The sequence below is a fragment of the Mesorhizobium carmichaelinearum genome, assembly GCF_900199455.1.
Lineage (GTDB): Bacteria > Pseudomonadota > Alphaproteobacteria > Rhizobiales > Rhizobiaceae > Mesorhizobium > Mesorhizobium carmichaelinearum.
In genome coordinates this window covers 216,220-236,809 of the sequence record NZ_FZQR01000007.1, presented here as the reverse complement: position 1 = coordinate 236,809, position 20,590 = coordinate 216,220, and the positions used below count along the sequence as shown (strand labels likewise).

Here is a 20,590-nt window from a genome sequence, read left to right as displayed (position 1 = left end):
TCTTGGTACGCCCAAGGGGAATCGAACCCCTGTTCCCGCCGTGAGAGGGCGGTGTCCTGACCGCTAGACGATGGGCGCGTTCAAGAACCGGCGATATAGGCTGACGGCTGGGAAAAAGCAACTGGGGTTCGGCGGCTTTACTGCAGCAAGCGAAAAGCCGCCCGCAGGTTACCGCTTGGGCTCGATCAGGTCCCAGAGATTGCCGTGCAGATCGGCGAAAACCGCGACCGTGCCATAGGGTTCGAAACGCGGCGCCTCGCGGAATTCGACGCCCTTTTCCAGCATCGCCGCATGGTCGCGCGCAAAGTCATCGGTTTCGAGAAACAGGAAAACCCGGCCACCCGTCTGGTTGCCGATGCTGTGCCTTTGCGCCTCGTCGGACGCCTCGGCCAAGAGCAGCCTGGCGCCTTGCCCGTTGGCCGGCGCGACCGTGACCCAGCGCTTGCCGCCGCCGAGATCGACGTCTTCGACAAGCAGGAAACCCAGCCTGCCGACATACCAGGCGATCGCCTCGTCATAGTCGGCGACGACCAGCGCTACGGTTGCAACACGACGATTCCCGGCGAAGCCTGTCATGCCCGAGGCCTGTTCATTTCTGCGACAAACTTGTTTGTTGCATTGCCGCCGGCCTATTTGTTGCGAATTGCGAACTGCCCGATCAGGCGGCGCTCGGCGATATCGTAGACGAAGATCGCACGGCCGCCGTCGGCAAGCTCGGCGTCGATCGAGATGCGGTTGCCGGACAGCGACTGGCTGACCACTTTCGCGCCGACCGGCAGCACGATGTCGCCACTCAACGGCTCGCCGGCGGGCACCTGGACATCGCCGGCCAGCGGCGCGTTCGCGGGCGGGGCGTTGCGCGCTTTGTAGACAAGGGCTCCGATCACCACCATAAGGGCGACAAACAGCAGGCCGAGATTGATGCCCATGAAGCGGATGAGCTTCTTGCGCACCTTTTCAGCTTCGGCGTCGAGCGGCTTCTCCTGGTCTTCGTCGACAATTGGGCTGGCCATGGCAAAACATTCCGGAATTTTTCAATGAGCGCTCATAACGAAGAGGCCCCTGAATTGATAGAGGAGCAATTCATCGCGGCAGCGCCCACCGTGCTGGTGGCGGGACCGGATGCGGCCGGCCAGCGCCTTGACCAATGGCTGGCCGCCAGCCTCGGCCCTGATATGTCGCGCAGCCGCGTGCAGATGCTGATCAGGCAGGGCGCGGTCTCTATCGACGGCAAGCCTGTCGACGAGACCAAGCGCAAGATGACCCCCGGCGAAAGCGTATCGGTTGCCATGCCGGAACCCGAGCCGGCCGCGCCTGCGGGAGAAAACATCGCGCTCGACGTGCTCTATGAGGACGACGCACTGATCGTCATCAACAAACCGGCGGGGCTGGTCGTGCATCCCGGCGCCGGCAACTGGACCGGCACGCTGGTCAACGCGCTGATCCATCACTGCGGCGATAGCCTGTCCGGCATTGGCGGGGTACGCCGCCCGGGCATCGTCCACCGGCTCGACAAGGAGACCAGCGGCGTCATGGTGGTGGCCAAGACCGACCGCGCCCATAAGGCGCTGTCGGAAGCCTTCGCCGATCACGGACGGACCGGCGATCTCGAACGCGCCTATCTGGCGCTGGTCTGGGGCATACCGCAGAGGCCGACCGGGACGGTCGACGCGCCGCTTGGCCGCGCCGCCGACCGGGTGCGCCGTGCCGTGGTGCCGGAAGGCCGCGACGACGCCCGCCATGCCGTCACCCACTTTGCCGTTCAGGAGCGTTTTGGCGAGAAACAACAGGAGTTCGCCACCGCAAGCCTGGTCGAATGCCGGCTGGAAACCGGCCGCACCCACCAGATCCGCGTCCACATGGCCCATATCGGCCACCCGGTGATCGGCGACCCCGATTATGGCCAGGCCTTCCGCACCAAGGCCAACCGGCTGCCGGAACCGCTGAAAAGTCAGGTCAAGGCATTTTCCCGCCAAGCTTTGCATGCCTGGCTCCTTGCATTTCGCCATCCCGATACCCATTTATCGATGAGGTTCGAGGCGCCGATACCGGGGGACATGGAGGAACTCGTCGGCGGCTTTCGCAATCTCTGAACCCGCCATCAACAAGCTCGAAACCAGCCATCAAAAAACCTGACTGGCATTGTTCACTTCAGCGTGACACACTGTTTCGTGTTGAACAAATGCCTGTCTTTTCTGGTTTTGTTCCTGTATATACCTGACGTCGCGAGCGAGCCTTTGGGTGCTCGCGTCAAATGCCCGCCGCGTTTCGGGGGCATCACTCCAATAGAGAGGGGGCGCTATCATGGCCCAGTCACTACCCAGTATCGTTTCCGGCGAAGGCGGCCTCAGCCGCTATCTGGAAGAAATCCGCCGCTTTCCCATGCTTCAGCCGCAGGAAGAGTACATGCTCGCCAAGCGCTATGCCGAGCATGAAGACACGTCCGCTGCCCACAAGCTCGTTACCAGCCACCTTCGGCTCGTCGCCAAGATCGCCATGGGCTATCGCGGCTACGGCCTGCCGATCGGCGAGGTGATCTCGGAAGGCAATGTCGGCCTGATGCAGGCCGTCAAGAAATTCGAACCCGAGCGCGGTTTCCGCCTCGCGACCTACGCCATGTGGTGGATCAAGGCCTCGATCCAGGAATACATCCTGCGCTCGTGGAGCCTGGTCAAGATGGGCACGACCGCCAACCAGAAGCGGCTGTTCTTCAACCTGCGCAAGGTGAAGGGCAAGATCCAGGCGCTGGATGACGGCGACCTCAAGCCCGACCAGATCGCCGAGATCGCCACCCGGCTGAACGTTTCCGAGGCCGAAGTGGTGTCGATGAACCGCCGCCTGTCCGGCGACGCTTCGCTCAACGCGCCGATCCGGGCGACGGAAGGCGAATCCGGCGAATGGCAGGACTGGCTGGTCGACGACCACGAAAGCCAGGAAGAGATGCTGATCGAGCAGGACGAGTTGGAAAACCGGCGCGGCATGCTGTCAGGCGCTCTTGCCGTGCTCAATGAGCGCGAGCGGCGCATCTTCGAGGCCCGTCGCCTCGCCGAGGAGCCGCTGACGCTGGAAGAGCTGTCGGCCGAGTTCGACATCAGCCGCGAGCGCGTGCGCCAGATCGAGGTGCGCGCCTTCGAGAAGGTGCAGGATGCGGTCAAGGCCGCCGCCAAGCGCCAGACCCAGGCGCTGCGCACCATCGAGGCCCAGCCGGCGGCTTAAAGTCAGCCTCGGCAACGAAATGAAAAGGCGGCGCCAGGAAACTGGCGCCGCCTTTTTTGTTCCTGACCGCCGAGTTGCGACCTCAAAGCGAGTCCAGCGGAAACTTCAGATACCGCCTTCCGTTGGCTTCCGGTTCCGGCAGTCGGCCACCATTCATATTGACCTGTAGCGCATGCAGGATCAGCCGCGGCATCGGCAATGTCCGGTCGCGCGCCTCGCGCAGCGCCACGAACTCGGCCTCGCTGTGGGCGGCAACGAGATGGATGTTCGTTGCCTTCTGCGCGGCCACCGTGCTTTCCCACAAGGGCTCGCGGCCGCCGGCCTGATAGTCATGGCCGACGAAGACACGCGTCTCATCGGGCAAAGCCAGTATGTCCTGGATCGAGCGCCAGAGCCGCGCGGCACTGCCGCCGGGAAAGTCCGCCCGCGCCGTGCCGCTGTCCGGCATGAACAGCGTGTCATGCACGAAGGCGGCGTCGCCGACCACATAGGTGATCGAGGCCAGCGTATGCCCGGGTGAGAACAGCACCTTGACCGGAAGGCTGCCGATCGCAAACGTCTCGCCTTCCCTGAACAGCCTGTCCCACTGCGAGCCGTCGGCGGGAAAATCCGGCCAGTTGTAGATCACCTTCCACAGCTTCTGGACATCGACGATCCTGTCGCCGATCGCTACCAACGCCCCGGTCTTCCGTTTCAAATAGTGCGCGGCCGAGAAATGGTCGGCATGCGGGTGGGTGTCGAGTATCCACTCGAGCTCCAGCCCGCTTTCTCCAATGAAATCGAGCAGCGCATCCGCGCTCTTCGTACCGGTTGCGCCGGATCTCTCATCGAAGTCGAGGATCGGATCTATGATCGCGCACCGCTTCGTCGCCGGATCGGTGACGACATACTGGATGGCCCCGGTCGGCTTGTCGTAAAACCCCCTGACCATTGGCCTGGCCAAAGTTACGTCCACTTCCGGCTCCCTCACCCATCGCCGGCAGGAACGATTTTCTCTACCGGCACCCATTGCGAGCATGGTTGTCCACCCCGGCGAGCCAGTCAAGCATGACTTGGCTCACAGGGGCGGAAAAGCCAAAAACTGTTCCGATAACGCCGTTTCAGACAGAAGGCTGCTTGGTCTTCCTCAGATAGGGCAGGATGGTCTCGAAGGCGCCAAAACGCTTGATTGCATCCTCGTTGGAAACGGCGGCGGTGATGATGACATCCTCACCCTGCTTCCAATTGGCCGGCGTCGCCACCTGATGCTTGGCGGTGAGCTGCATGGAATCGACCGCGCGCAGGATCTCGTCGAAGTTGCGGCCCGTGGTCATCGGATAGGTCAGCACCAGCTTGATCTTCTTGTCCGGCCCGATGACATAGACCGAGCGCACGGTGGCGTTGTCGGCAGGCGTACGGCCCTCCGAGGTCTCGCCGGCGCCGGCGGGCAGCATGTCATAGAGTTTGGCGACCTTGAGGTCCTTGTCGCCGATCAGCGGATAATGCACCGTTTGGCCGGTCGCCGTCTTGATGTCGGCCTGCCATTTGTCGTGGCTGGCAACCGGATCGACGGAGATGCCGATGATCTTGACGTTGCGTTTCTTGAACTCGCCTTCCAGCCCGGCCATGGTGCCAAGCTCGGTCGTACAGACCGGCGTGAAATTCTTCGGGTGGCTGAACAGGATCGCCCAGCCGTCACCGATCCAGTCGTGAAAGCTGATCGTCCCTTGCGTGGTCTCGGCGGTGAAATCCGGCGCGATGTCGTTGATGCGAAGGCTCATGGTTCCTACCCCTGTGAATGCCGCCCGTTGGCGGGCTCCCACCTTTTACCACTCCCTCGGCGACGTTCAAAACGGTGAGGTCGCCCGGCAGCGGTGCAGGCCGCGAAAAAATTTCGCCTTTTCCTGGGGAATGTGGAAATTTCGCTGTCGGCGCCGGTAATGTCTAGGATTTCACGGCCAGCGACGTCGCCAGATCTTCCATGCGCTGCGCCAGCGCGCCAAGCGCGTTGGTCAGCACGCTGTCGCTCTTGTCGGCCTTGGTCAGCGCCTCGTCGCGCGTCTTGCGCAAGGTCAGCACTTCACTTTCCATGCCCTTGACGCGTTTCTGCAGCTCCGAGAGTTCGTCCATCACCATGATGCCGGCCATGACGGTCAGCCGCTGGTCGCCGATCTCGCCGAAGGAATCTTTCAGATGTGAGACATAGCGGTCGAAGCGCTCGGCGAGGTCGATCAGATGCTCTTCCTGACCCTCGTCGCAGGCCATGCGATACTGCTTGCCGTCGATTGAAACCGTGACCTGTGCCATGGGCCAGCTCCTATCTGTCCAACACGGCGCGGATGGTTTCCATGGCGGTCACCAGCCGTCGCGAGACTTCCTTGTTGGCGTCTTCCAGCCGTTCGGCGCGCGCTTCGGAATTGTCGAGTTCCTGCGCCAGCCGGGAGCGGTCGGCATTCATCCGCTGCACTTCGGCCTCGGCTTCCGAGTAATCGCGTTCATGCTCCAGCTTGGCCGCGACGGCGTTTTCCAGCCCCTCGATGGCCTTACCCAGCCTGGCGATGACTTCCTTGAGCGTGGTTTCCCCGGTCATGGCCTTCGTCCTGTGCCCTGCCCATCACCGAATCGTTCGCGTTCAGAACGCGTTATCCGGGAAACATTAGGCACCGGGTGAAGGCAACGTCAACAAAGCTCTCGCGACTGTCCCCTGCTAACGCTAATGTAGACCCGCCGCCGCCATCACAAGACCGGCAAATCTGCACCCGATTTGTTGACTAAAAGCCCGCGCCTGCTATGTGTCGCGCACCCTTTTCAAGGGCTCTCCCAAGCCCCAAACCCCCACCTCTGGAGGAACCATGACGTCGCGTGAACAACATGACCGGATGGCCAATGCGATCCGTTTTCTCGCCATGGATGCCGTCGAGAAGGCCCAGTCCGGCCATCCCGGCCTGCCCATGGGCTGCGCCGACATCGCCACGGTGCTGTTCACCCGCTTCCTGAAATACGACCCCAAGGCCCCGCACTGGCCCGACCGCGACCGCTTCATCCTGTCGGCCGGCCACGGCTCGATGCTGCTTTATTCGCTGCTGCATCTGACGGGTTATGAAGACATGACCATCGATCAGATCAAGCACTTCCGCCAGTTGGGCTCGAAGACGGCAGGCCATCCCGAATACGGCCATGCCACCGGCATCGAGACGACGACCGGCCCGCTCGGCCAGGGCCTCGCCAATTCGGTCGGCTTCGCGCTCGGCGAGCGCATCATGAACGCTGCCTTCGGCAACGACCTCGTCAGCCACTACACCTATGTGCTGGCCGGCGACGGCTGCCTGATGGAAGGCGTTTCCCAGGAAGCCATCGCGCTGGCCGGACATCTGAAGCTCAACAAGCTGATCGTCTTCTGGGACAACAACAACATCTCGATCGATGGCCCGGTCTCGCTGGCCGACAACACCGACCAGGTCGCCCGCTTCCAGGCCTCCGGCTGGAACGCCAGCCACATCGACGGCACCGATCCGGAAGCCATCGCCTATGCCATCGAAGCCGCCCGCCATTCCGACAAGCCGACGATGATCGCCTGCAAGACGACCATCGGCTTCGGCGCCCCGACCAAGGCCGGCACCAACAAGGCGCACGGCTCGCCGCTCGGCGCCGACGAGATCGCCGGTGCGCGCAAGTTCTTCAACTGGGAGTCGCCGCCCTTCGAAATTCCGGCCGACATCCTCGATGCCTGGCGCACCGCCGGCAAGGCCGGCGCCAAGCCGCGCGCCGACTGGGAAGGCCGTCTCGCCAAGGCCGAGCCGAAGCTGAAGGCCGAGTTCGAGCGCCGCCTCGCCGGCAAGCTGCCGTCCAATTTCGACGCCGTCATCGCCGACTACAAGAAGAAGCTCTCGGCCGACAAGCCGAAGGTCGCCACCCGCAAATCATCCGAAATGGCGCTGGAAGTGATCAACGGCGCCGTGCCGGAAACCATCGGCGGCTCCGCCGACCTGACCGGCTCCAACAACACCAAGACCAGCCAGACCAAGAACATCACGCCGGACGATTACGGCCAGCGCTATGTCCACTACGGCATCCGCGAGCACGGCATGGCGGCCGCCATCAACGGCTTGACCTTGCACGGCGGCCTCATCGCCTATGGCGGCACCTTCATGTGCTTCTCCGACTATGCCCGCCCGTCGATGCGGCTTTCCTCGCTGATGGGCATCCGCTCGATCTTCGTCATGACCCATGATTCCATCGGTCTCGGCGAAGACGGCCCGACCCACCAGCCGGTCGAGCATCTGGCGGCCCTGCGCGCCATTCCCAACCACAATGTCTTCCGTCCGGCCGACGCGGTGGAGACCGCCGAATGCTGGCAGATCGCCCTTGAAACCGAGAAGACGCCGTCGACCCTGGCGCTGACCCGCCAGAACCTGCCGACGGTGCGCACCGAGCACTCGGCCAACAACCTGAGCAGCCTGGGCGCCTATGAGCTGGCCGCGGCCAGCGGCGAGGCGGCGGTGACGATCTTCGCCACCGGTTCCGAAGTCGAGATCGCGCTCGGCGCCCGCGACCTGCTCGAAAAGCACGGCCACCCGACCCGCGTCGTGTCGGTGCCTTGCTTCGAGCTGTTCGACAAGCAGAGCGACGACTACCGCAAGAAGACGATCGGTAACGCGCCGATCAAGATGGCGATCGAGGCCGGCATCCGCCAGGGCTGGGATCACCTCATCGGTTCGGATGGCATCTTCGTCGGCATGACCGGCTTCGGCGCCTCGGGCACGATCGAGCAGCTCTACCCGCATTTCGGTATCACCGCCGAAGCAGCGGCCAAGGCGGCGGAAGCCCGCCTGCACGCCAAGTGAGGCCTGAGCATGCCACCCAAAAGTGTGTCGCGGTTTTTTGGTAACGGCATGCACGAAACAAAAGTGCCCCCGCGAAATCGTGTCGAGCGGTTTCGCGGGACTGGCCCAACCTAATCGATTTAAATCCACGTCGCTGCGGCTGGATTCTTTGCCCGTCCGCCGCTATGAAGCTGCGGACCCATCGTCAGCCTTCCAGCTCCCAGGGAGAGAAAAATGACTGTCAGAGTAGCCATCAACGGATTCGGCCGCATCGGCCGCAACATCCTGCGCGCCATCCATGAATCCGGCCGCAAGGACATCGACGTCGTCGCCGTCAACGATCTCGGCCCGGTCGAGACCAATGCGCACCTGCTGCGCTACGACAGCGTGCATGGCCGTTTCCCCCATGAAGTAAGCGTCGATGGCGACCAGATCACCGTCGGCAAGGAAAAGTTCAAGGTCACCGCGATCAAGGATCCGACGCAGCTGCCTTGGAAGGAACTCGGCGTCGACATCGCGCTCGAATGCACCGGCATCTTCACCGCCCGTGACAAGGCCGCCGCGCACCTAACCGCCGGCGCCAAGCGCGTGCTGGTCTCGGCACCTGCCGACGGCGCCGACCTGACCGTCGTCTACGGCATCAACCACGACAAGCTGACCAAGGACCACATCGTCATCTCGAACGCGTCGTGCACCACCAACTGCCTGGCGCCGCTGGCCGCCGTGCTGCATGAGACGGTCGGCATCGAAAAGGGCATGATGACGACGATCCACTCCTACACGGGCGACCAGCCGACGCTGGACACCATGCACAAGGATCTCTACCGCGCCCGCGCGGCAGCGCTGTCGCAGATCCCGACCTCGACCGGTGCCGCCAAGGCGATCGGCCTCGTCCTTCCCGACCTCAAGGGCAAGCTCGACGGCATCTCGATCCGCGTGCCGACCCCGAACGTCTCGGTCGTCGACTTCAAGTTCATCGCCAAGCGCGCCACCACGGTGCAGGAGATCAACGAAGCGGTCATCGCCGCCTCCAACGGCAAGCTCAAGGGCATTCTCGGTGTCACCCATCATCCGAACGTCTCGATCGACTTCAACCACGATCCGCGGTCCTCGATCATGGCGCTCGACCAGACCAAGGTGATGGACGGCAACTTCGTTTCGGTGCTGTCCTGGTACGACAATGAGTGGGGTTTCTCCAACCGCATGGGCGACACCGCGGTCGCCTTCGGCAAGACCATCGCCTGATCGCGAACCCATCTTCCAGAGACTTCAAACGCCCGGCTTCGCCCGGGCGTTTTCATTTGCCGGAGCAGCAACGCTTGGCCGTCCGAAAATCAGCGGCATAGGGCAAAAAACCACCCTCCCGCCTTGCACTGGCCATGCCTTCGCCCCACTCTCCCTTGAATCGATAGAAAGAGGAATTCGAGGGGCAAATCACGGATGGAGCATGCGATCTATCTCGTCACGCTGGTCGGCACGGCGCTTGTTGTCGCCGCCGCGTTTTCGAGCCTGATCGCCTTCCGCTTCGGCGCCCCCCTCCTGCTTCTGTTTCTCTGCATCGGGCTCGCCACGGGAACCGACGGCCTCGGCATCGAATTCGACAACGCCCGCATCGCCTATTTTGCCGGCTCACTGGCGCTGGCGGTCATCCTATTCGATTCCGGCTTCGGCACGCCGCTCAACGCCTTGCGGCAGGCGGCGGGGCCGGCCCTTTCGCTGGCGACCTTCGGCGTGCTTATCACCACCGGCCTGTTCGGAGCAGCCGCCTACTATCTGCTCGACCTCAGCTGGCTGGAATCCTTCCTGCTCGGAGCCGCCGTCGCTTCGACCGATGCGGCGGCGGTGTTCTTCCTGCTGCGGGCCGGCGAGATCAATCTGCGCGAACGCGTGCGCTCAACGCTCGAAGTGGAATCCGGCACCAACGATCCGATCGCCATCTTCCTGACCATCACCCTGGTCGAGGTCATCGCCGCTCACGCCAATCCCGAAGCCAATGTGCTCGCCACCAGCCTGATCCTCGGCTTCCTCGTCAATATGGGCCTCGGCGCCATTGTCGGCGTGCTGGGCGGCCTTGCCATCGTGCGCCTCGTCGACCGGCTCAATCTCGACCATGGCCTGCTGCCGATCTTCGTGCTGACCCTGTCGCTGATGATTTTTGCCGCCGCCGGCGCCATTGGCGGGTCAGGCTTCCTGGCGGTCTATATCGCCGGCCTCATCGCCGGCAATTCCGACATCCGCGCCGTCACCATCCTCAAGCGCTTCCAGGACGGCATGTCATGGCTGGCGCAGATCATCATGTTCCTGATCCTCGGCCTGTTCGCGACGCCGTCGCAATTTCCGGCGATCATGGTGCCGGCGATAGCGCTTGGCCTGTTCCTGATGTTCGTCGCGAGGCCCGTCGCCGTCTGGCTCTGCCTGATCCCGTTCCGCTTGCCACGTCCCGAAGTCGCCTTCGTCTCCTGGGTCGGCCTGCGCGGTGCCGTCTCGATCCTGCTCGCCATCACACCGCTGCTTGGCGGGCTGGAAAACGGCCGCACCATCTTCAATGCCGCCTTCATCATCGTTCTGGTGTCGCTGGTCATCCAGGGCTGGACGGTCGGACCGCTGGCGCGTCGCCTCGGCCTCATCGTGCCGGCGCGGCTCGGCCCTCTCGACAAGGTCGAACTCGAACTCCCCGGTTCGGCCCATCACGAGCTTCTCGCCTATCGCGTCGCGCATGGCAGCCCGGTGGCGCGCGGCGAGCGTATTCCGCGCTGGGCGCGGCCCTCGCTGGTGCTGCGCGACGGCCGCTCGATGCGCTTCCAGGACATGGGGCGGCTCGCCGCCGGCGATCAGGTCTATATCTTCGTGCCGGACCGCTATCCGCGCCTGCTCGACAAGCTGTTCGCCAGCCGCGCCGTGGTCGACCCGGAAGACGCTGATTTCTTCGGTGCCTTCGCGGTCGACCCGGCGCGCTCCGCCGCCGAATTGGAGGCCGCCTACGCGCCCGGTCTGACCGAGGCGGAGCAGAAGCAGACCGTCGGCGCACTGGTCACGGCGCGGCTTGGCGGCCATGCCGAATATGCCGATCGCGTGCTGATTGGCCAGATCGAGCTGATCGTCAGGGATGTCGACGACAAGGGCAGGATCACGGGTCTTGGTCTTTCTTTCGAGCCGACCGCGCCGGTGGCGCGGGTGCCGGTGTTCCTGAGCGCCGGCGAGATGGGCGACCGCCTCAGCGCCTTCATCCGCAACTGGCGCAAGCCGACCGAGACGCAAGAGGCGGCACAGACAGATGAGCCGCCTGAGCCGCCGGTTGAAAAGGCTACGACCGGGAGCTGACAAGGACGATCGTTTGCCTTGTCCCACCCGCGTGGGGCGATCTTCACGGACTATGTCCCCGCCCGCCGCAAAATTTCGCACCGCACCGCGGCCAAAGCCTTGCATCGTCATTGATGCGAGGTATGGTCCCGGCGATTTTCCGAGGAAAGGGACCGGCATGGCTGCCTTCAAGACACTGGACGACATCGGCAACATCAGCGGCAAGCGCGTGCTGGTGCGCGTCGACCTGAACGTTCCCGTCGCCGACGGCAAGGTCACCGACGCCACCCGCATCGAACGCATCGCGCCAACCATCGCCGAACTGTCGGGCAAGGGCGCCAAGGTCATCCTGCTTGCGCATTTCGGCCGGCCCAAGGACGGCCCCTCGCCCGAATTCTCACTAGAGCCGATCGCCAGGGCGACGGCGCAGGTGCTCGGCCGTCCCGTCGGCTTTGCCTCGGATTGCGTCGGCGACACGGCGGGAAGCGCTGTCGCCGCCATGAACAAGGGCGACGTGCTGCTCTTGGAAAACACCCGGTTCTACAAGACCGAGGAGAAGAACGATCCGGCCTTTACCGAGCGGCTTGCCGCCAATGGCGACATCTTCGTCAACGACGCCTTTTCGGCGGCCCACCGCGCCCACTCCTCGACCGAGGGACTGGCGCGTCTGTTGCCCTCCTTTGCCGGCCGCACCATGCAGGCCGAGCTCGAAGCGCTGGAGAAAGGCCTGGGCAATCCGGTCCGCCCGGTCGTCGCCATCGTCGGTGGCGCCAAGGTCTCGACCAAGATCGACCTGTTGATGAACCTGGTGAAGAAGGTCGACGCGCTGGTGATCGGCGGCGGCATGGCCAACACTTTCCTTGCCGCGCGCGGCACCGATGTCGGCAAGTCGCTGTGCGAGCATGACCTCGCCCCCACCGCCAAGCAGATCATGATCGAAGCGGCCGAGGCCGGCTGCGCCATCATCCTGCCTGTCGACGGCGTCGTCGCCAAGGAATTCAAGGCTGGTGCCGCCTGCGAGACGGTCGCCATCTCGGACGTGCCGGCCGACGGCATGATCCTCGATGTCGGCGCCAAGACTGTGACGACGATCGGCGAGTGGATCGACCGCGCCGCGACGCTGGTCTGGAACGGCCCGCTCGGCGCCTTCGAGATCGAGCCCTTCGATCACGCCACGGTGGCGGCGGCGAAGCATGCGGCCGCACGCACCAAGGCCGGCAAGCTGGTTTCGGTCGCCGGTGGCGGCGATACGGTAGCGGCGCTCAACCATGCCGGGGTCGCCGACGACTTCACCTATGTCTCGACCGCCGGCGGCGCCTTCCTGGAATGGATGGAAGGCAAGCCGCTGCCCGGTGTCGATGTGCTGAAGAAGTAGGCCCCGGCGGGATCGATGGCGCGGCGGACGGCGCCCGAAACTTTCAATCGATTCGAGCTTTCCGATGCCATTCCTTTGGCGGTAGACTTCCGTTAAGCGCGGAACGAACCCCCTTTCAGGAGAAGCATGATGAGCGAACGTCTCGAAGACATTGCCGCCGCGATCGTGGCCAACGGCAAGGGCCTGCTGGCCGCTGACGAAAGTTCCGGCACGATCAAAAAGCGTTTCGACGTCATCGGCGTCGAATCGACCGCCGACAGCCGCCGCGACTATCGCGAGATGATGTTCCGCGCCAAGGACGCGATGACCAAGTATATTTCCGGCGTCATCCTCTATGACGAAACGATCCGCCAGAAGGCCGCCGACGGCACGCCGCTGGTCGACATCATCAAGGCATCAGGCGCCATTCCCGGCATCAAGGTCGACGCCGGCGCCAAGCCGCTGGCCGGCTTTCCCGGCGACACCGTCACCGAGGGCCTCGACGGCCTGCGCGAACGGCTTGCCGACTACTACAAGCTCGGCGCCCGCTTCGCCAAATGGCGCGCGGTGATCGACATCGATACCGGCAAGGGCGTGCCCTCGGCCACTTCGATCAGCGCGAACACCCATGCGCTCGCCCGCTATGCCGCCCTTTGCCAGGAAGCCGGCATCGTGCCGATCGTCGAGCCGGAAGTGCTGATGGACGGCGCCCACGACATCGGCACCTGCTACGAGGTCTCGAAGGCGACGCTGATCAAGCTCTATGATGAGCTCCATGCGGCGCGTGTCGTGCTCGAAGGCACCATCCTGAAGCCCAACATGGTCCTGTCGGGCAAGAAGTCGGGCACAGTGGACAGTCCCGAAAAGGTCGCCGAGATGACCATAAAACTGTTCCGCGAGACGGTGCCGGCGGCCGTCCCGGGCATCGCCTTCCTTTCCGGCGGCCAGGAGGACGAGGAGGCGACCGCCAACCTCAACGCCATCAACGCCATCGGTCCGCATCCGTGGAAGCTGACCTTCTCCTATGGCCGCGCGCTGCAGGCCGCCCCGCAAAAGGCATGGAGCGGCAAGGCATCGAACGTCGCCGCCGGCCAGGCCGCCTTCACCCATCGCGCCCACATGAATTATCTGGCCGCGCTCGGAAAATGGAAGGCGAGCCTCGAACAGGCCGCCTGAATACAGTTCTTTCGTCCTCTTCGAACCCGGGCCAATGCGCCCGGGTTTTTTGTTGCAGGCGAATTTGGGAGAAGACCTCCTCATTCCTATTTCCTGTGGGCGTTGCCGACGGCGATGTCGGTTTACGCTCATCCCGAACGTCCTTGGGGTGAGAGACAGGGAGAGGTTCATGCATCGCAACAAGGCCGTTTCACGCGAAGACTGGTTCCAGGCGCACAAGGCACATCTGGCCCGCGAGAAGGAACTGACGCGGCTTCGCGAGCGCATCGCGGCCGAGCGGCGTGAATTGCCATGGCTGAAGATCAGGAAGGACTATGTCTTCGAGACCGAGCAAGGGCCGCGGAAACTGGCCGATCTGTTTGGCGCCAACAGCCAGCTGATCGTCTACCACTTCGTGTTCGCGCCAGGCTCCAATCATCACTGCGAAAGCTGTGCCTTCGTCGCCGACCATATGGACGGCGCCAACCAGCATCTGAGGCATCATGACGTGTCGCTTGTCGCCGTATCGCGGGCGCCGCTCGCTGAGCTGCTGCCCTATAAGCAGCGCATGGGCTGGCAGTTCGACTGGGTGTCGTCCTATGCCTCGGACTTCAACTTCGATATGCAGGTATCCTTCACCGACAAGCAGATCGCATCCGGCGAAGCGGTCTACAATTTCGAAACACCGGTGCTGACGTCGAAAGACCTGCCCGGCACCACTGTCTTCCACAAGAACGAAACCGGTGACCTCTTCCTGACCTTCATGTCGCGCGCCCGTGGCAGCGAACAGTTTATCGGCGCCTATCAATATCTCGACATCGCTCCGAAAGGTCGTGACGAGACCGGTCCTTACGGGACGTTCATGGACTGGGTGCGGCTGCACGATGAATATGGAAACAGGTCGCAGCAGGGCGATGCATGCCCTTAGGGCACCGGCCGGCAGTGCAAGGATCCGTTCACCTCGGCCCAAACATGCGCTAAGCCTGCCGCAGATCATTCCACGGTTCCGCCATGCGCTTCCCGGCCTCCCTCACCTGGCTCGCTTTCCCCGTCTATATCTGGCAGGGACTCGGCGTGCGCCGCCGCACCACGCGCATGCTGCCGGCACGGGGACCAGTCATGCACGAGATATCAGGCAAGGCGCCTGATATCTCGCTTCTGGTGCTGGGTGATTCCTCGGCCGCCTCGGTCGGCATCGGCAATTCCGAGGATGGGCTTGCCGCGCAACTCGCCGTGCTGATTGCGCAGCGTACCGGCCGCGCCGTACGCTGGCGCGCCGCTGGCTTCAATTCGGCGACATCAGGCCAGATCCGCGACCATGTCCTGCCCAATCTGTCGGCGGATCCGTGGACGCATATCGTGCTCGCCATCGGCACCAACGACACCAAGAATTTTCATTCGGTACCGCGCTTCAAGAAGGAGTTCGGCGGCTTGCTCTACGCGCTGCGCGCCAAATGGCCGGAGGCGCGCGTGGTGTGGTCGCCGGTGCTGGAATTCACGCGCGCACCGGCCATGCCGCCGCTGCTCGGCAAGATCCTCGAGATCCGCGCCACTGCAATGAACCGGATGGGTGAACGCCTCTGCCTGGAGCGCGGCGCGGTACCGGCGCCACGCCTGCCGATCACCAATCCCGAAGAGGGCTTTGCCTCCGACGGGTTCCACGCCTCGGAGGCAGGTTACCGCGCCTGGGCGGAACATCTCGTCGACCAGGTGCTTGCCGGCTGAACACCGACGGCTGATGCGGCCTGCTGGCTTATGTCAAATGCCCAAGCACGGCGGCCAGCGAGATCGCGGCCATGGCGAGCAGCGCCAGCTTCCAGAAATCGCCGCGTCGCTTGAGACCGGGCCAGCCGATCGGTTTGATCAGCTGGATGACCATGAAGCCGATGATCACAAGGGCAAGGAGTTTCGTCATGTCGCCTTTGACCAGCAACGCGGCTGGCTGTCAAAGCGCCTTGTTCGATCTCTAAGAAAGAACAGGCGCCACAATCCGAACCGGAAACGTGGCGCCCACCTTCAGGCAGCGATCTATTTCAGCGGCTTGAGACCAGCTTCGATCGAGGCGCGCTTCGGTTCAAGGAACGGCGGCAGAGCCAGGCTTTCACCCAGCGTCTCCAGCGGTTCATCGGCGGTGAAGCCCGGCCCGTCTGTGGCGATCTCGAACAGGATGCCGTTCGGCTCGCGGAAATAGAGCGAACGGAAGTAGTAACGCTCGACCTCGCCGCTCGACGGCAGGCGGAATTCGGCCAGACGGGCGGTCCACTGATGCAGCGTCTCCTGGTCCGGCGCCCTGAAGGCGACATGGTGAACCGCACCGGCGCCTTGCCGGGCCGGCGCCAGTCCAGGCTGTGCGGCGACATGCAGTTCCGCCGCCGGCCCGCCCGCGCCCATTTCGAAGACATGGACCTGGCCCTCGCCATCCGGCGAGGCATAGTCGCGGACCTTGCGCATATTCATCACCCGGGTCAGCACTGCCTCGGTGTTGGTGATGTCGGGGACACTGATGACGATCGGCCCGAGCCCGCGGATCTGATGCTCGGCCGGCACCGGGCTTTGCGCCCAGGGATGGCTGCCGCCCTTGCCACCATCGCTGATGAGCCGCAGGCGCTGGCCTTCGGGGTCCTCGAAATCCAGGCTGGGATAGCCGCCAATGTCGGCAATCTCTCCTGTCACGATGTCTTCACCGGCCAGGTGCTGCTTCCACCACGCAAGGCTTTCCGAACTGCCGACCCTGAGGCTGGTCCGCGCGATGCTGTTTGTGCCGCGCCGTTCGCGGCCAACCGGCCAGTCGAAGAAGGTAAGGTCGGTGCCCGGCGTCGCTTCGCCGTCGGCATAGAAGAGATGGTAGGCCGATGTGTCGTCCTGGTTCACCGTCTTCTTGACCAGCCGCAAGCCCAGCACCCTCGTGTAGAAGTGAAGATTACCCGGCGCATTGGCGGTGATGGCGGTCAGATGGTGGATTCCTGTCAGTTGCAGGCTCATGGTCGTCTCCCTGGTTTTGGGGAAGAGTTTTCTCCCTTCATATCAGAACTCCGGTCGCGTCGCTTAAGGCCGCCTATCCTGACAGTCCGCCGCCGAATGGTGAACAATGTTGCACACATTGTCACGCTTATGGTGAACAATAAGGCGCCCCGCGGCTTGCTGCAGCAAGCCACGACGGCATCGAAAAACAAGGCTTTCCCTCAGGAGACGCGTCGAGCGTAATTATCGCTGAGCGGCTGACATCCTCCTGACAGACTGCTGTCAGGAGGGGTGTGCGATAGTGTCTCCATCGAAAGAGAGGAGACTGGTCATGAACGGTTACACCATTCTGCGCGGCATGCAGCACTATGTCGGCAAGGTTCGCACCATGCGCAACGAAATCCGCACCCAGCGTTTCATAAACTCGCTGCCCGCGGACATCCGCAAGGACATCGGCTGGCCCGATATGTATGCGGAACGTCGCTCCCGCGGCAATTGAGGCGAATTTTTCGACATCGATATTGGACATGGACGCGCCAATGCCCAGATATGGGTACGGCGCGCCGGGCGATGGAGCGAGCTTATGCCCGATCAGAAGACAATCGGCTTCCTTTTCATCGAAGGTTTTGCCGACTGGGAATATGGGCTGCTTGCGGCTTCGGCGGTCGAATGGTTCGGCGCGCGCGCCGTGTCGCTGACACCCGAAGGCAAGCCCGTGACCGGAATCAGCGGTTTTCGGCTGACGCCCGACCGTTCGGTCGGCGTCGAAGAGAATGCCGACCTTGACGCAGTGGCCGTCATCGGTTCCGACCAGTGGGCGGGCAAGACGCCGCCGGATGTCGCCCAACTGCTCAATGCCATAGCAACGCGCGGTGGTGTCGTCGGCGGAATCTGCGCCGGCACGCTGGCGCTGGCGCGGGCCGGCATGTTCGAAGAAGCCAGGCATACCAGCAATGGCCGCGACTGGATCAAGGGACATGAAGCCGGCTATGCCGGCGACAGCAACTATCAGGACGTGCCGCATGCCGTCGCCGACGGCAAAATCGTTTCCGCGCCGGGTTCGGCGCCCGGCACCTTTGCCCTTGCCTTTCTGAACACACTCTATCCGGAAAGAGCCAGCGATGTCGCACAGATGCGAACGCTGTTTGTCAGGGAATATGCTGAAGCCTCCTGACAGTATGCTGTCAGGAGGCGCGTGCGATGGTGGGATAATGCGCATGGCCGGCCGAGAGGACGATCGATGAAAAGTTGGAACGACAGGCTGAACATGCCTGGCATCAACGGCGTGAAACCGACGCCGCGCACGGTGGGTGACGTGGTCGAGGGCCAGCCGATGCTGGTGCCGACGGCACGCCAGGTCGACGATTTCATCCGCTCGATTCCCGCAGGCGTCGAGATGGATATCCGTGCGTTGCGCACCGCCCTTGCCATCGAACACGGCGCCGAAGTGACATGTCCGGTCACCATCGGCTATCATCTGCGCACGGTTGCCGAAGCCGCCAAGGAAGACCTCGAGCGCGGCATGACGCTGAGCGACGTCGCCCCCTTCTGGCGCGTGCTCGATGCGAAGACGCCGACAACGAAGAAACTGTCCTTTGGCGCGGAGTTCGTCGCCGCCCAGCGTAAGCGCGAAGGACTGAAACCGTAAATGCACGTCGTCTGGGAGTGGCTCCGGTCCAGGAGCCGCTCCAGCAACAATACTGGGGAAGCAAAAGATGCGCCGCGCCGACAGGCTCTTTCAGATCGTGCAGCATCTGCGTGGTGGCCGTCTGGTCACCGCCCAGAAGCTCGGCACGTGGCTCGAGGTTTCCGAGCGAACGATCTATCGCGACATAGCCGACCTGCAGTCGACCGGGGTGCCGATCGACGGCGAGGCCGGTGTTGGCTACATGATGAGGGAGGGTTTCGACCTTCCGCCACTGATGTTCACACGTGACGAGATCGTGGCGCTGGTTGCGGGAGCGCGCATGGTGCGCGCCTTTGGCGGCGCCGCCATGGCACGGGCCGCCGACGAGGCGCTGGTCAAGATCGGCGCCGTGCTGCCCGATGCCGAAAAGGATCGCATCGCCCGCACCGAGATCCACACACCGATGTGGGTGGTGAGCGACGCCGCCCGCGAGGCGATCGACCTGATCGAGCGTGCTGTCGAGAAGCGCCAGGTGCTGACCATCGACTATTGCGACGAGGCCGGCCGCGGCACCGCGCGCGACATCAGGCCACTCGGCCTATGGTTCTGGGGCAAGGTGTGGACGCTGGTCGCCTGGTGCGAGATGCGCGACGACTTCCGCGCCTTCCGCATCGACCGCATCGCCTCGGTGGTGATCGCCGGCCGCATCTTCAAGCCGGAGCGCGGCAAGCAGCTTGCCGACTTCTACCGGGCGGTGGAGCGCAGCGAGGATTACGGCATGGCGCCGGACCGCGTGGCGCGAAGCTGAGGTCGACCATGGAATAAAAAAGCCCGCTCGAAGCGGGCTTTTTGTTGGTCTGTCGCGGACCTTACTCGTCGTCAGCGTCTTCGTTCTTCGACTTCAGCGCCGAGAGCTTGGCGAACACGGCGTTGGCGTCGAGTTCGGCATCTTCGTCCTTCGGCTTTTCCGGAGCCGGCACCAGCCGCTCGGTCAGGGCGGCCGGCAACAGCGTGTCGCCAACCGGCTGCGCCTGCTCGCGGCCGCGCGAGGCGCGGTTGACTTCCATGTCGAGGTCGATCTGCGAGGCGAGACCCAGCGTCACCGGGTCCATCGGCTGCAGATTGGCCGAATTCCAATGCTTGCGTTCGCGGATCTGCTCGATCGTCGACTTGGTGGTGCCGACGAGACGCGAAATCTGCGCGTCCTTGAGTTCGGGATGGTTGCGCACCAGCCACAGGATCGCGTTCGGCCGGTCCTGGCGCTTCGACAGCGGCGTGTAGCGCGGACCCTTGCGCTTGGATTCCGGCACCCGCACCTTGGGATCGGAAAGCTTCAGGCGCTGGTTCGGGTCTTTCTCGGCGCGTGCGATCTCGTCGCGGGTCAGCTGGCCGGTCATGATCGGGTCCATGCCCTTGATGCCTTGCGCCGATTCGCCGTCGGCGATCGCCTTGACCTCAAGCGGATGCAGCCCGCAGAACTGCGCGATCTGCTCGAAGGAGAGCGCGGTGTTGTCGACCAGCCAGACGGCGGTCGCCTTGGGCATCAGCAGCGTATTGGCCATTTAAAAAATCCTTCTCGTTCGCCCGCGTTCCCGCGCGGGCGGTGGTTTAGAGCCACCAAAATGGGAAATTCGCGGCCTGTATAACCGTTTCCTTGCTGTTTCGCAATGATTTTGGGAAGGCGCGGCGGCCCCGATGCGTTCGGGACCCGGCAAGCGCATTCGAATGGCTAGACCTCGGGCAAAGGGACGGCCACTTTCGAGCAGGACGCAGAAGTGCTGCGCGCGCTCCTGGATTCAGCAGGGCAATTGCATGGATCCCAAAAGACAAAACCCGCTGGACGGGGTCCAGCGGGCTCGGAACCGGAAACGGGTAACGTCTGCGACGGCTCTACTTCTCAACATCGGCCCGGCCTTGTGGCCGGGTCGTGCTTGATATCAGATCGCCTGCCGGGCGATCCGTTCGATGTCGGCGCGGTTGATGCCGAGATCGTTGAGCTGACGGGCGTTGAGCTTGTTCAGTTCGCGCACGGTCTCGGTGTACATGCGCCAGTTACGGAAAGCGCGGATCGGGTTCATGGTAGTCCTCCTGACGGGGTGTTCGTTTCGATGCTGCACAGATAGTGATCATCGATGGGGACTTGAACGGCCGATTTTGCATAGCAATGATGCAAAT

Annotated in this window: 23 protein-coding genes and 1 tRNA gene; 13 read left to right on the top strand and 11 right to left on the bottom strand. The window is 63.4% G+C overall.

Annotated elements, in window-relative coordinates:
- Nucleotides 1-3: 3 nt before the first annotated feature.
- The 3 genes from CKW40_RS18230 to CKW40_RS18220 all read right to left on the bottom strand — a co-directional run bounded on the left by CKW40_RS18230 (nucleotide 4) and on the right by CKW40_RS18220 (nucleotide 1,013).
- A tRNA-Glu gene (locus CKW40_RS18230) sits at nucleotides 4-78 on the bottom strand.
- Nucleotides 79-168: 90 nt separating this feature from the next.
- A complete protein-coding gene (locus CKW40_RS18225; RefSeq protein ID WP_095201263.1) occupies nucleotides 169-576 on the bottom strand; it encodes a VOC family protein in 408 nt (135 codons plus the stop codon).
- A 53-nt stretch (nucleotides 577-629) separates the two neighbouring features.
- A complete protein-coding gene (locus CKW40_RS18220) occupies nucleotides 630-1,013 on the bottom strand; it encodes a fimbrial protein (RefSeq protein ID WP_095201262.1) in 384 nt (127 codons plus the stop codon).
- Nucleotides 1,014-1,037: 24 nt separating this feature from the next.
- Here CKW40_RS18220 and CKW40_RS18215 point away from each other — a divergent pair, with 24 nt between their 5' ends.
- Both CKW40_RS18215 and rpoH read left to right on the top strand, forming a co-directional pair.
- Nucleotides 1,038-2,093, top strand: coding sequence for an RluA family pseudouridine synthase (locus CKW40_RS18215; protein ID WP_095201261.1), 1,056 nt, complete (start codon nucleotides 1,038-1,040; stop codon nucleotides 2,091-2,093).
- Nucleotides 2,094-2,304: 211 nt separating this feature from the next.
- Nucleotides 2,305-3,216, top strand: coding sequence for an RNA polymerase sigma factor RpoH (gene rpoH, locus CKW40_RS18210; protein ID WP_019861619.1), 912 nt, complete (start codon nucleotides 2,305-2,307; stop codon nucleotides 3,214-3,216).
- Nucleotides 3,217-3,298: 82 nt separating this feature from the next.
- Here rpoH and CKW40_RS18205 read toward each other — a convergent pair whose 3' ends face one another.
- The 4 genes from CKW40_RS18205 to CKW40_RS18190 form a co-directional block, all read right to left on the bottom strand.
- On the bottom strand, nucleotides 3,299-4,171 hold the full coding sequence (locus tag CKW40_RS18205) for an MBL fold metallo-hydrolase (protein ID WP_095201260.1): 873 nt from the start codon (nucleotides 4,169-4,171) through the stop codon (nucleotides 3,299-3,301).
- Nucleotides 4,172-4,316: 145 nt separating this feature from the next.
- Nucleotides 4,317-4,976 carry a peroxiredoxin gene (locus tag CKW40_RS18200; RefSeq protein WP_095201259.1) on the bottom strand — a complete coding sequence of 220 codons (660 nt, stop codon included), beginning with the start codon at nucleotides 4,974-4,976 and terminating at the stop codon, nucleotides 4,317-4,319.
- A gap of 163 nt (nucleotides 4,977-5,139) precedes the next feature.
- Nucleotides 5,140-5,502, bottom strand: a complete 363-nt coding sequence (locus tag CKW40_RS18195; protein WP_010911917.1) for a cell division protein ZapA — start codon at nucleotides 5,500-5,502, stop codon at nucleotides 5,140-5,142.
- A gap of 10 nt (nucleotides 5,503-5,512) precedes the next feature.
- On the bottom strand, nucleotides 5,513-5,785 hold the full coding sequence (locus tag CKW40_RS18190; protein ID WP_006200774.1) for a DUF4164 domain-containing protein: 273 nt from the start codon (nucleotides 5,783-5,785) through the stop codon (nucleotides 5,513-5,515).
- A 262-nt stretch (nucleotides 5,786-6,047) separates the two neighbouring features.
- On the opposite strand from CKW40_RS18190, the gene tkt reads away from it, so the two are divergent.
- The 7 genes from tkt (at nucleotide 6,048) to CKW40_RS18155 (ending at nucleotide 15,552) form a co-directional block, all read left to right on the top strand.
- Entirely contained in the window at nucleotides 6,048-8,039 is a 1,992-nt protein-coding gene (tkt, locus tag CKW40_RS18185) for a transketolase (protein ID WP_095201258.1), read from the top strand.
- A gap of 213 nt (nucleotides 8,040-8,252) precedes the next feature.
- A complete protein-coding gene (gene gap, locus CKW40_RS18180; RefSeq protein WP_013892632.1) occupies nucleotides 8,253-9,263 on the top strand; it encodes a type I glyceraldehyde-3-phosphate dehydrogenase in 1,011 nt (336 codons plus the stop codon).
- A 195-nt stretch (nucleotides 9,264-9,458) separates the two neighbouring features.
- Nucleotides 9,459-11,339 (top strand): potassium/proton antiporter, encoded by a 1,881-nt coding sequence (locus CKW40_RS18175; protein WP_095201257.1) that lies wholly within the window; start codon nucleotides 9,459-9,461, stop codon nucleotides 11,337-11,339.
- Nucleotides 11,340-11,496: 157 nt separating this feature from the next.
- Complete coding sequence (locus tag CKW40_RS18170; RefSeq protein ID WP_095201256.1) at nucleotides 11,497-12,693, top strand: phosphoglycerate kinase; 1,197 nt, start codon at nucleotides 11,497-11,499, stop codon at nucleotides 12,691-12,693.
- A 129-nt stretch (nucleotides 12,694-12,822) separates the two neighbouring features.
- Nucleotides 12,823-13,848, top strand: coding sequence for a class I fructose-bisphosphate aldolase (locus tag CKW40_RS18165; RefSeq protein ID WP_095201397.1), 1,026 nt, complete (start codon nucleotides 12,823-12,825; stop codon nucleotides 13,846-13,848).
- 169 nt (nucleotides 13,849-14,017) lie between these two features.
- Nucleotides 14,018-14,755: a DUF899 domain-containing protein gene (locus CKW40_RS18160; protein WP_095201255.1), complete on the top strand. Its 738-nt coding sequence runs from the start codon at nucleotides 14,018-14,020 to the stop codon at nucleotides 14,753-14,755.
- 83 nt (nucleotides 14,756-14,838) lie between these two features.
- Complete coding sequence (locus CKW40_RS18155) at nucleotides 14,839-15,552, top strand: SGNH/GDSL hydrolase family protein (RefSeq protein ID WP_095201254.1); 714 nt, start codon at nucleotides 14,839-14,841, stop codon at nucleotides 15,550-15,552.
- Between the two features lie 28 nt (nucleotides 15,553-15,580).
- On the opposite strand, the gene CKW40_RS18150 is transcribed toward CKW40_RS18155, so the two are convergent.
- Nucleotides 15,581-15,742 carry a hypothetical protein gene (locus CKW40_RS18150; RefSeq protein ID WP_080643995.1) on the bottom strand — a complete coding sequence of 54 codons (162 nt, stop codon included), beginning with the start codon at nucleotides 15,740-15,742 and terminating at the stop codon, nucleotides 15,581-15,583.
- 113 nt (nucleotides 15,743-15,855) lie between these two features.
- Nucleotides 15,856-16,809 carry a ring-cleaving dioxygenase gene (locus CKW40_RS18145; RefSeq protein ID WP_095201253.1) on the bottom strand — a complete coding sequence of 318 codons (954 nt, stop codon included), beginning with the start codon at nucleotides 16,807-16,809 and terminating at the stop codon, nucleotides 15,856-15,858.
- Between the two features lie 310 nt (nucleotides 16,810-17,119).
- Here CKW40_RS18145 and CKW40_RS18140 point away from each other — a divergent pair, with 310 nt between their 5' ends.
- The 4 genes from CKW40_RS18140 to CKW40_RS18125 all read left to right on the top strand — a co-directional run bounded on the left by CKW40_RS18140 (nucleotide 17,120) and on the right by CKW40_RS18125 (nucleotide 19,223).
- Nucleotides 17,120-17,287, top strand: coding sequence for a hypothetical protein (locus CKW40_RS18140; protein ID WP_095201252.1), 168 nt, complete (start codon nucleotides 17,120-17,122; stop codon nucleotides 17,285-17,287).
- 84 nt (nucleotides 17,288-17,371) lie between these two features.
- Complete coding sequence (locus CKW40_RS18135) at nucleotides 17,372-17,962, top strand: DJ-1/PfpI family protein (protein WP_095201251.1); 591 nt, start codon at nucleotides 17,372-17,374, stop codon at nucleotides 17,960-17,962.
- Nucleotides 17,963-18,028: 66 nt separating this feature from the next.
- Nucleotides 18,029-18,436, top strand: a complete 408-nt coding sequence (locus tag CKW40_RS18130; RefSeq protein WP_095201250.1) for a hypothetical protein — start codon at nucleotides 18,029-18,031, stop codon at nucleotides 18,434-18,436.
- A 67-nt stretch (nucleotides 18,437-18,503) separates the two neighbouring features.
- Nucleotides 18,504-19,223, top strand: a complete 720-nt coding sequence (locus CKW40_RS18125; RefSeq protein WP_095201249.1) for a helix-turn-helix transcriptional regulator — start codon at nucleotides 18,504-18,506, stop codon at nucleotides 19,221-19,223.
- A gap of 61 nt (nucleotides 19,224-19,284) precedes the next feature.
- On the opposite strand, the gene CKW40_RS18120 is transcribed toward CKW40_RS18125, so the two are convergent.
- Nucleotides 19,285-19,977: a DUF1013 domain-containing protein gene (locus CKW40_RS18120; RefSeq protein WP_044548374.1), complete on the bottom strand. Its 693-nt coding sequence runs from the start codon at nucleotides 19,975-19,977 to the stop codon at nucleotides 19,285-19,287.
- 375 nt (nucleotides 19,978-20,352) lie between these two features.
- On the bottom strand, nucleotides 20,353-20,493 hold the full coding sequence (locus CKW40_RS18115; protein WP_095201248.1) for a DUF1127 domain-containing protein: 141 nt from the start codon (nucleotides 20,491-20,493) through the stop codon (nucleotides 20,353-20,355).
- Between the last annotated feature and the right edge of the window lie 97 nt (nucleotides 20,494-20,590).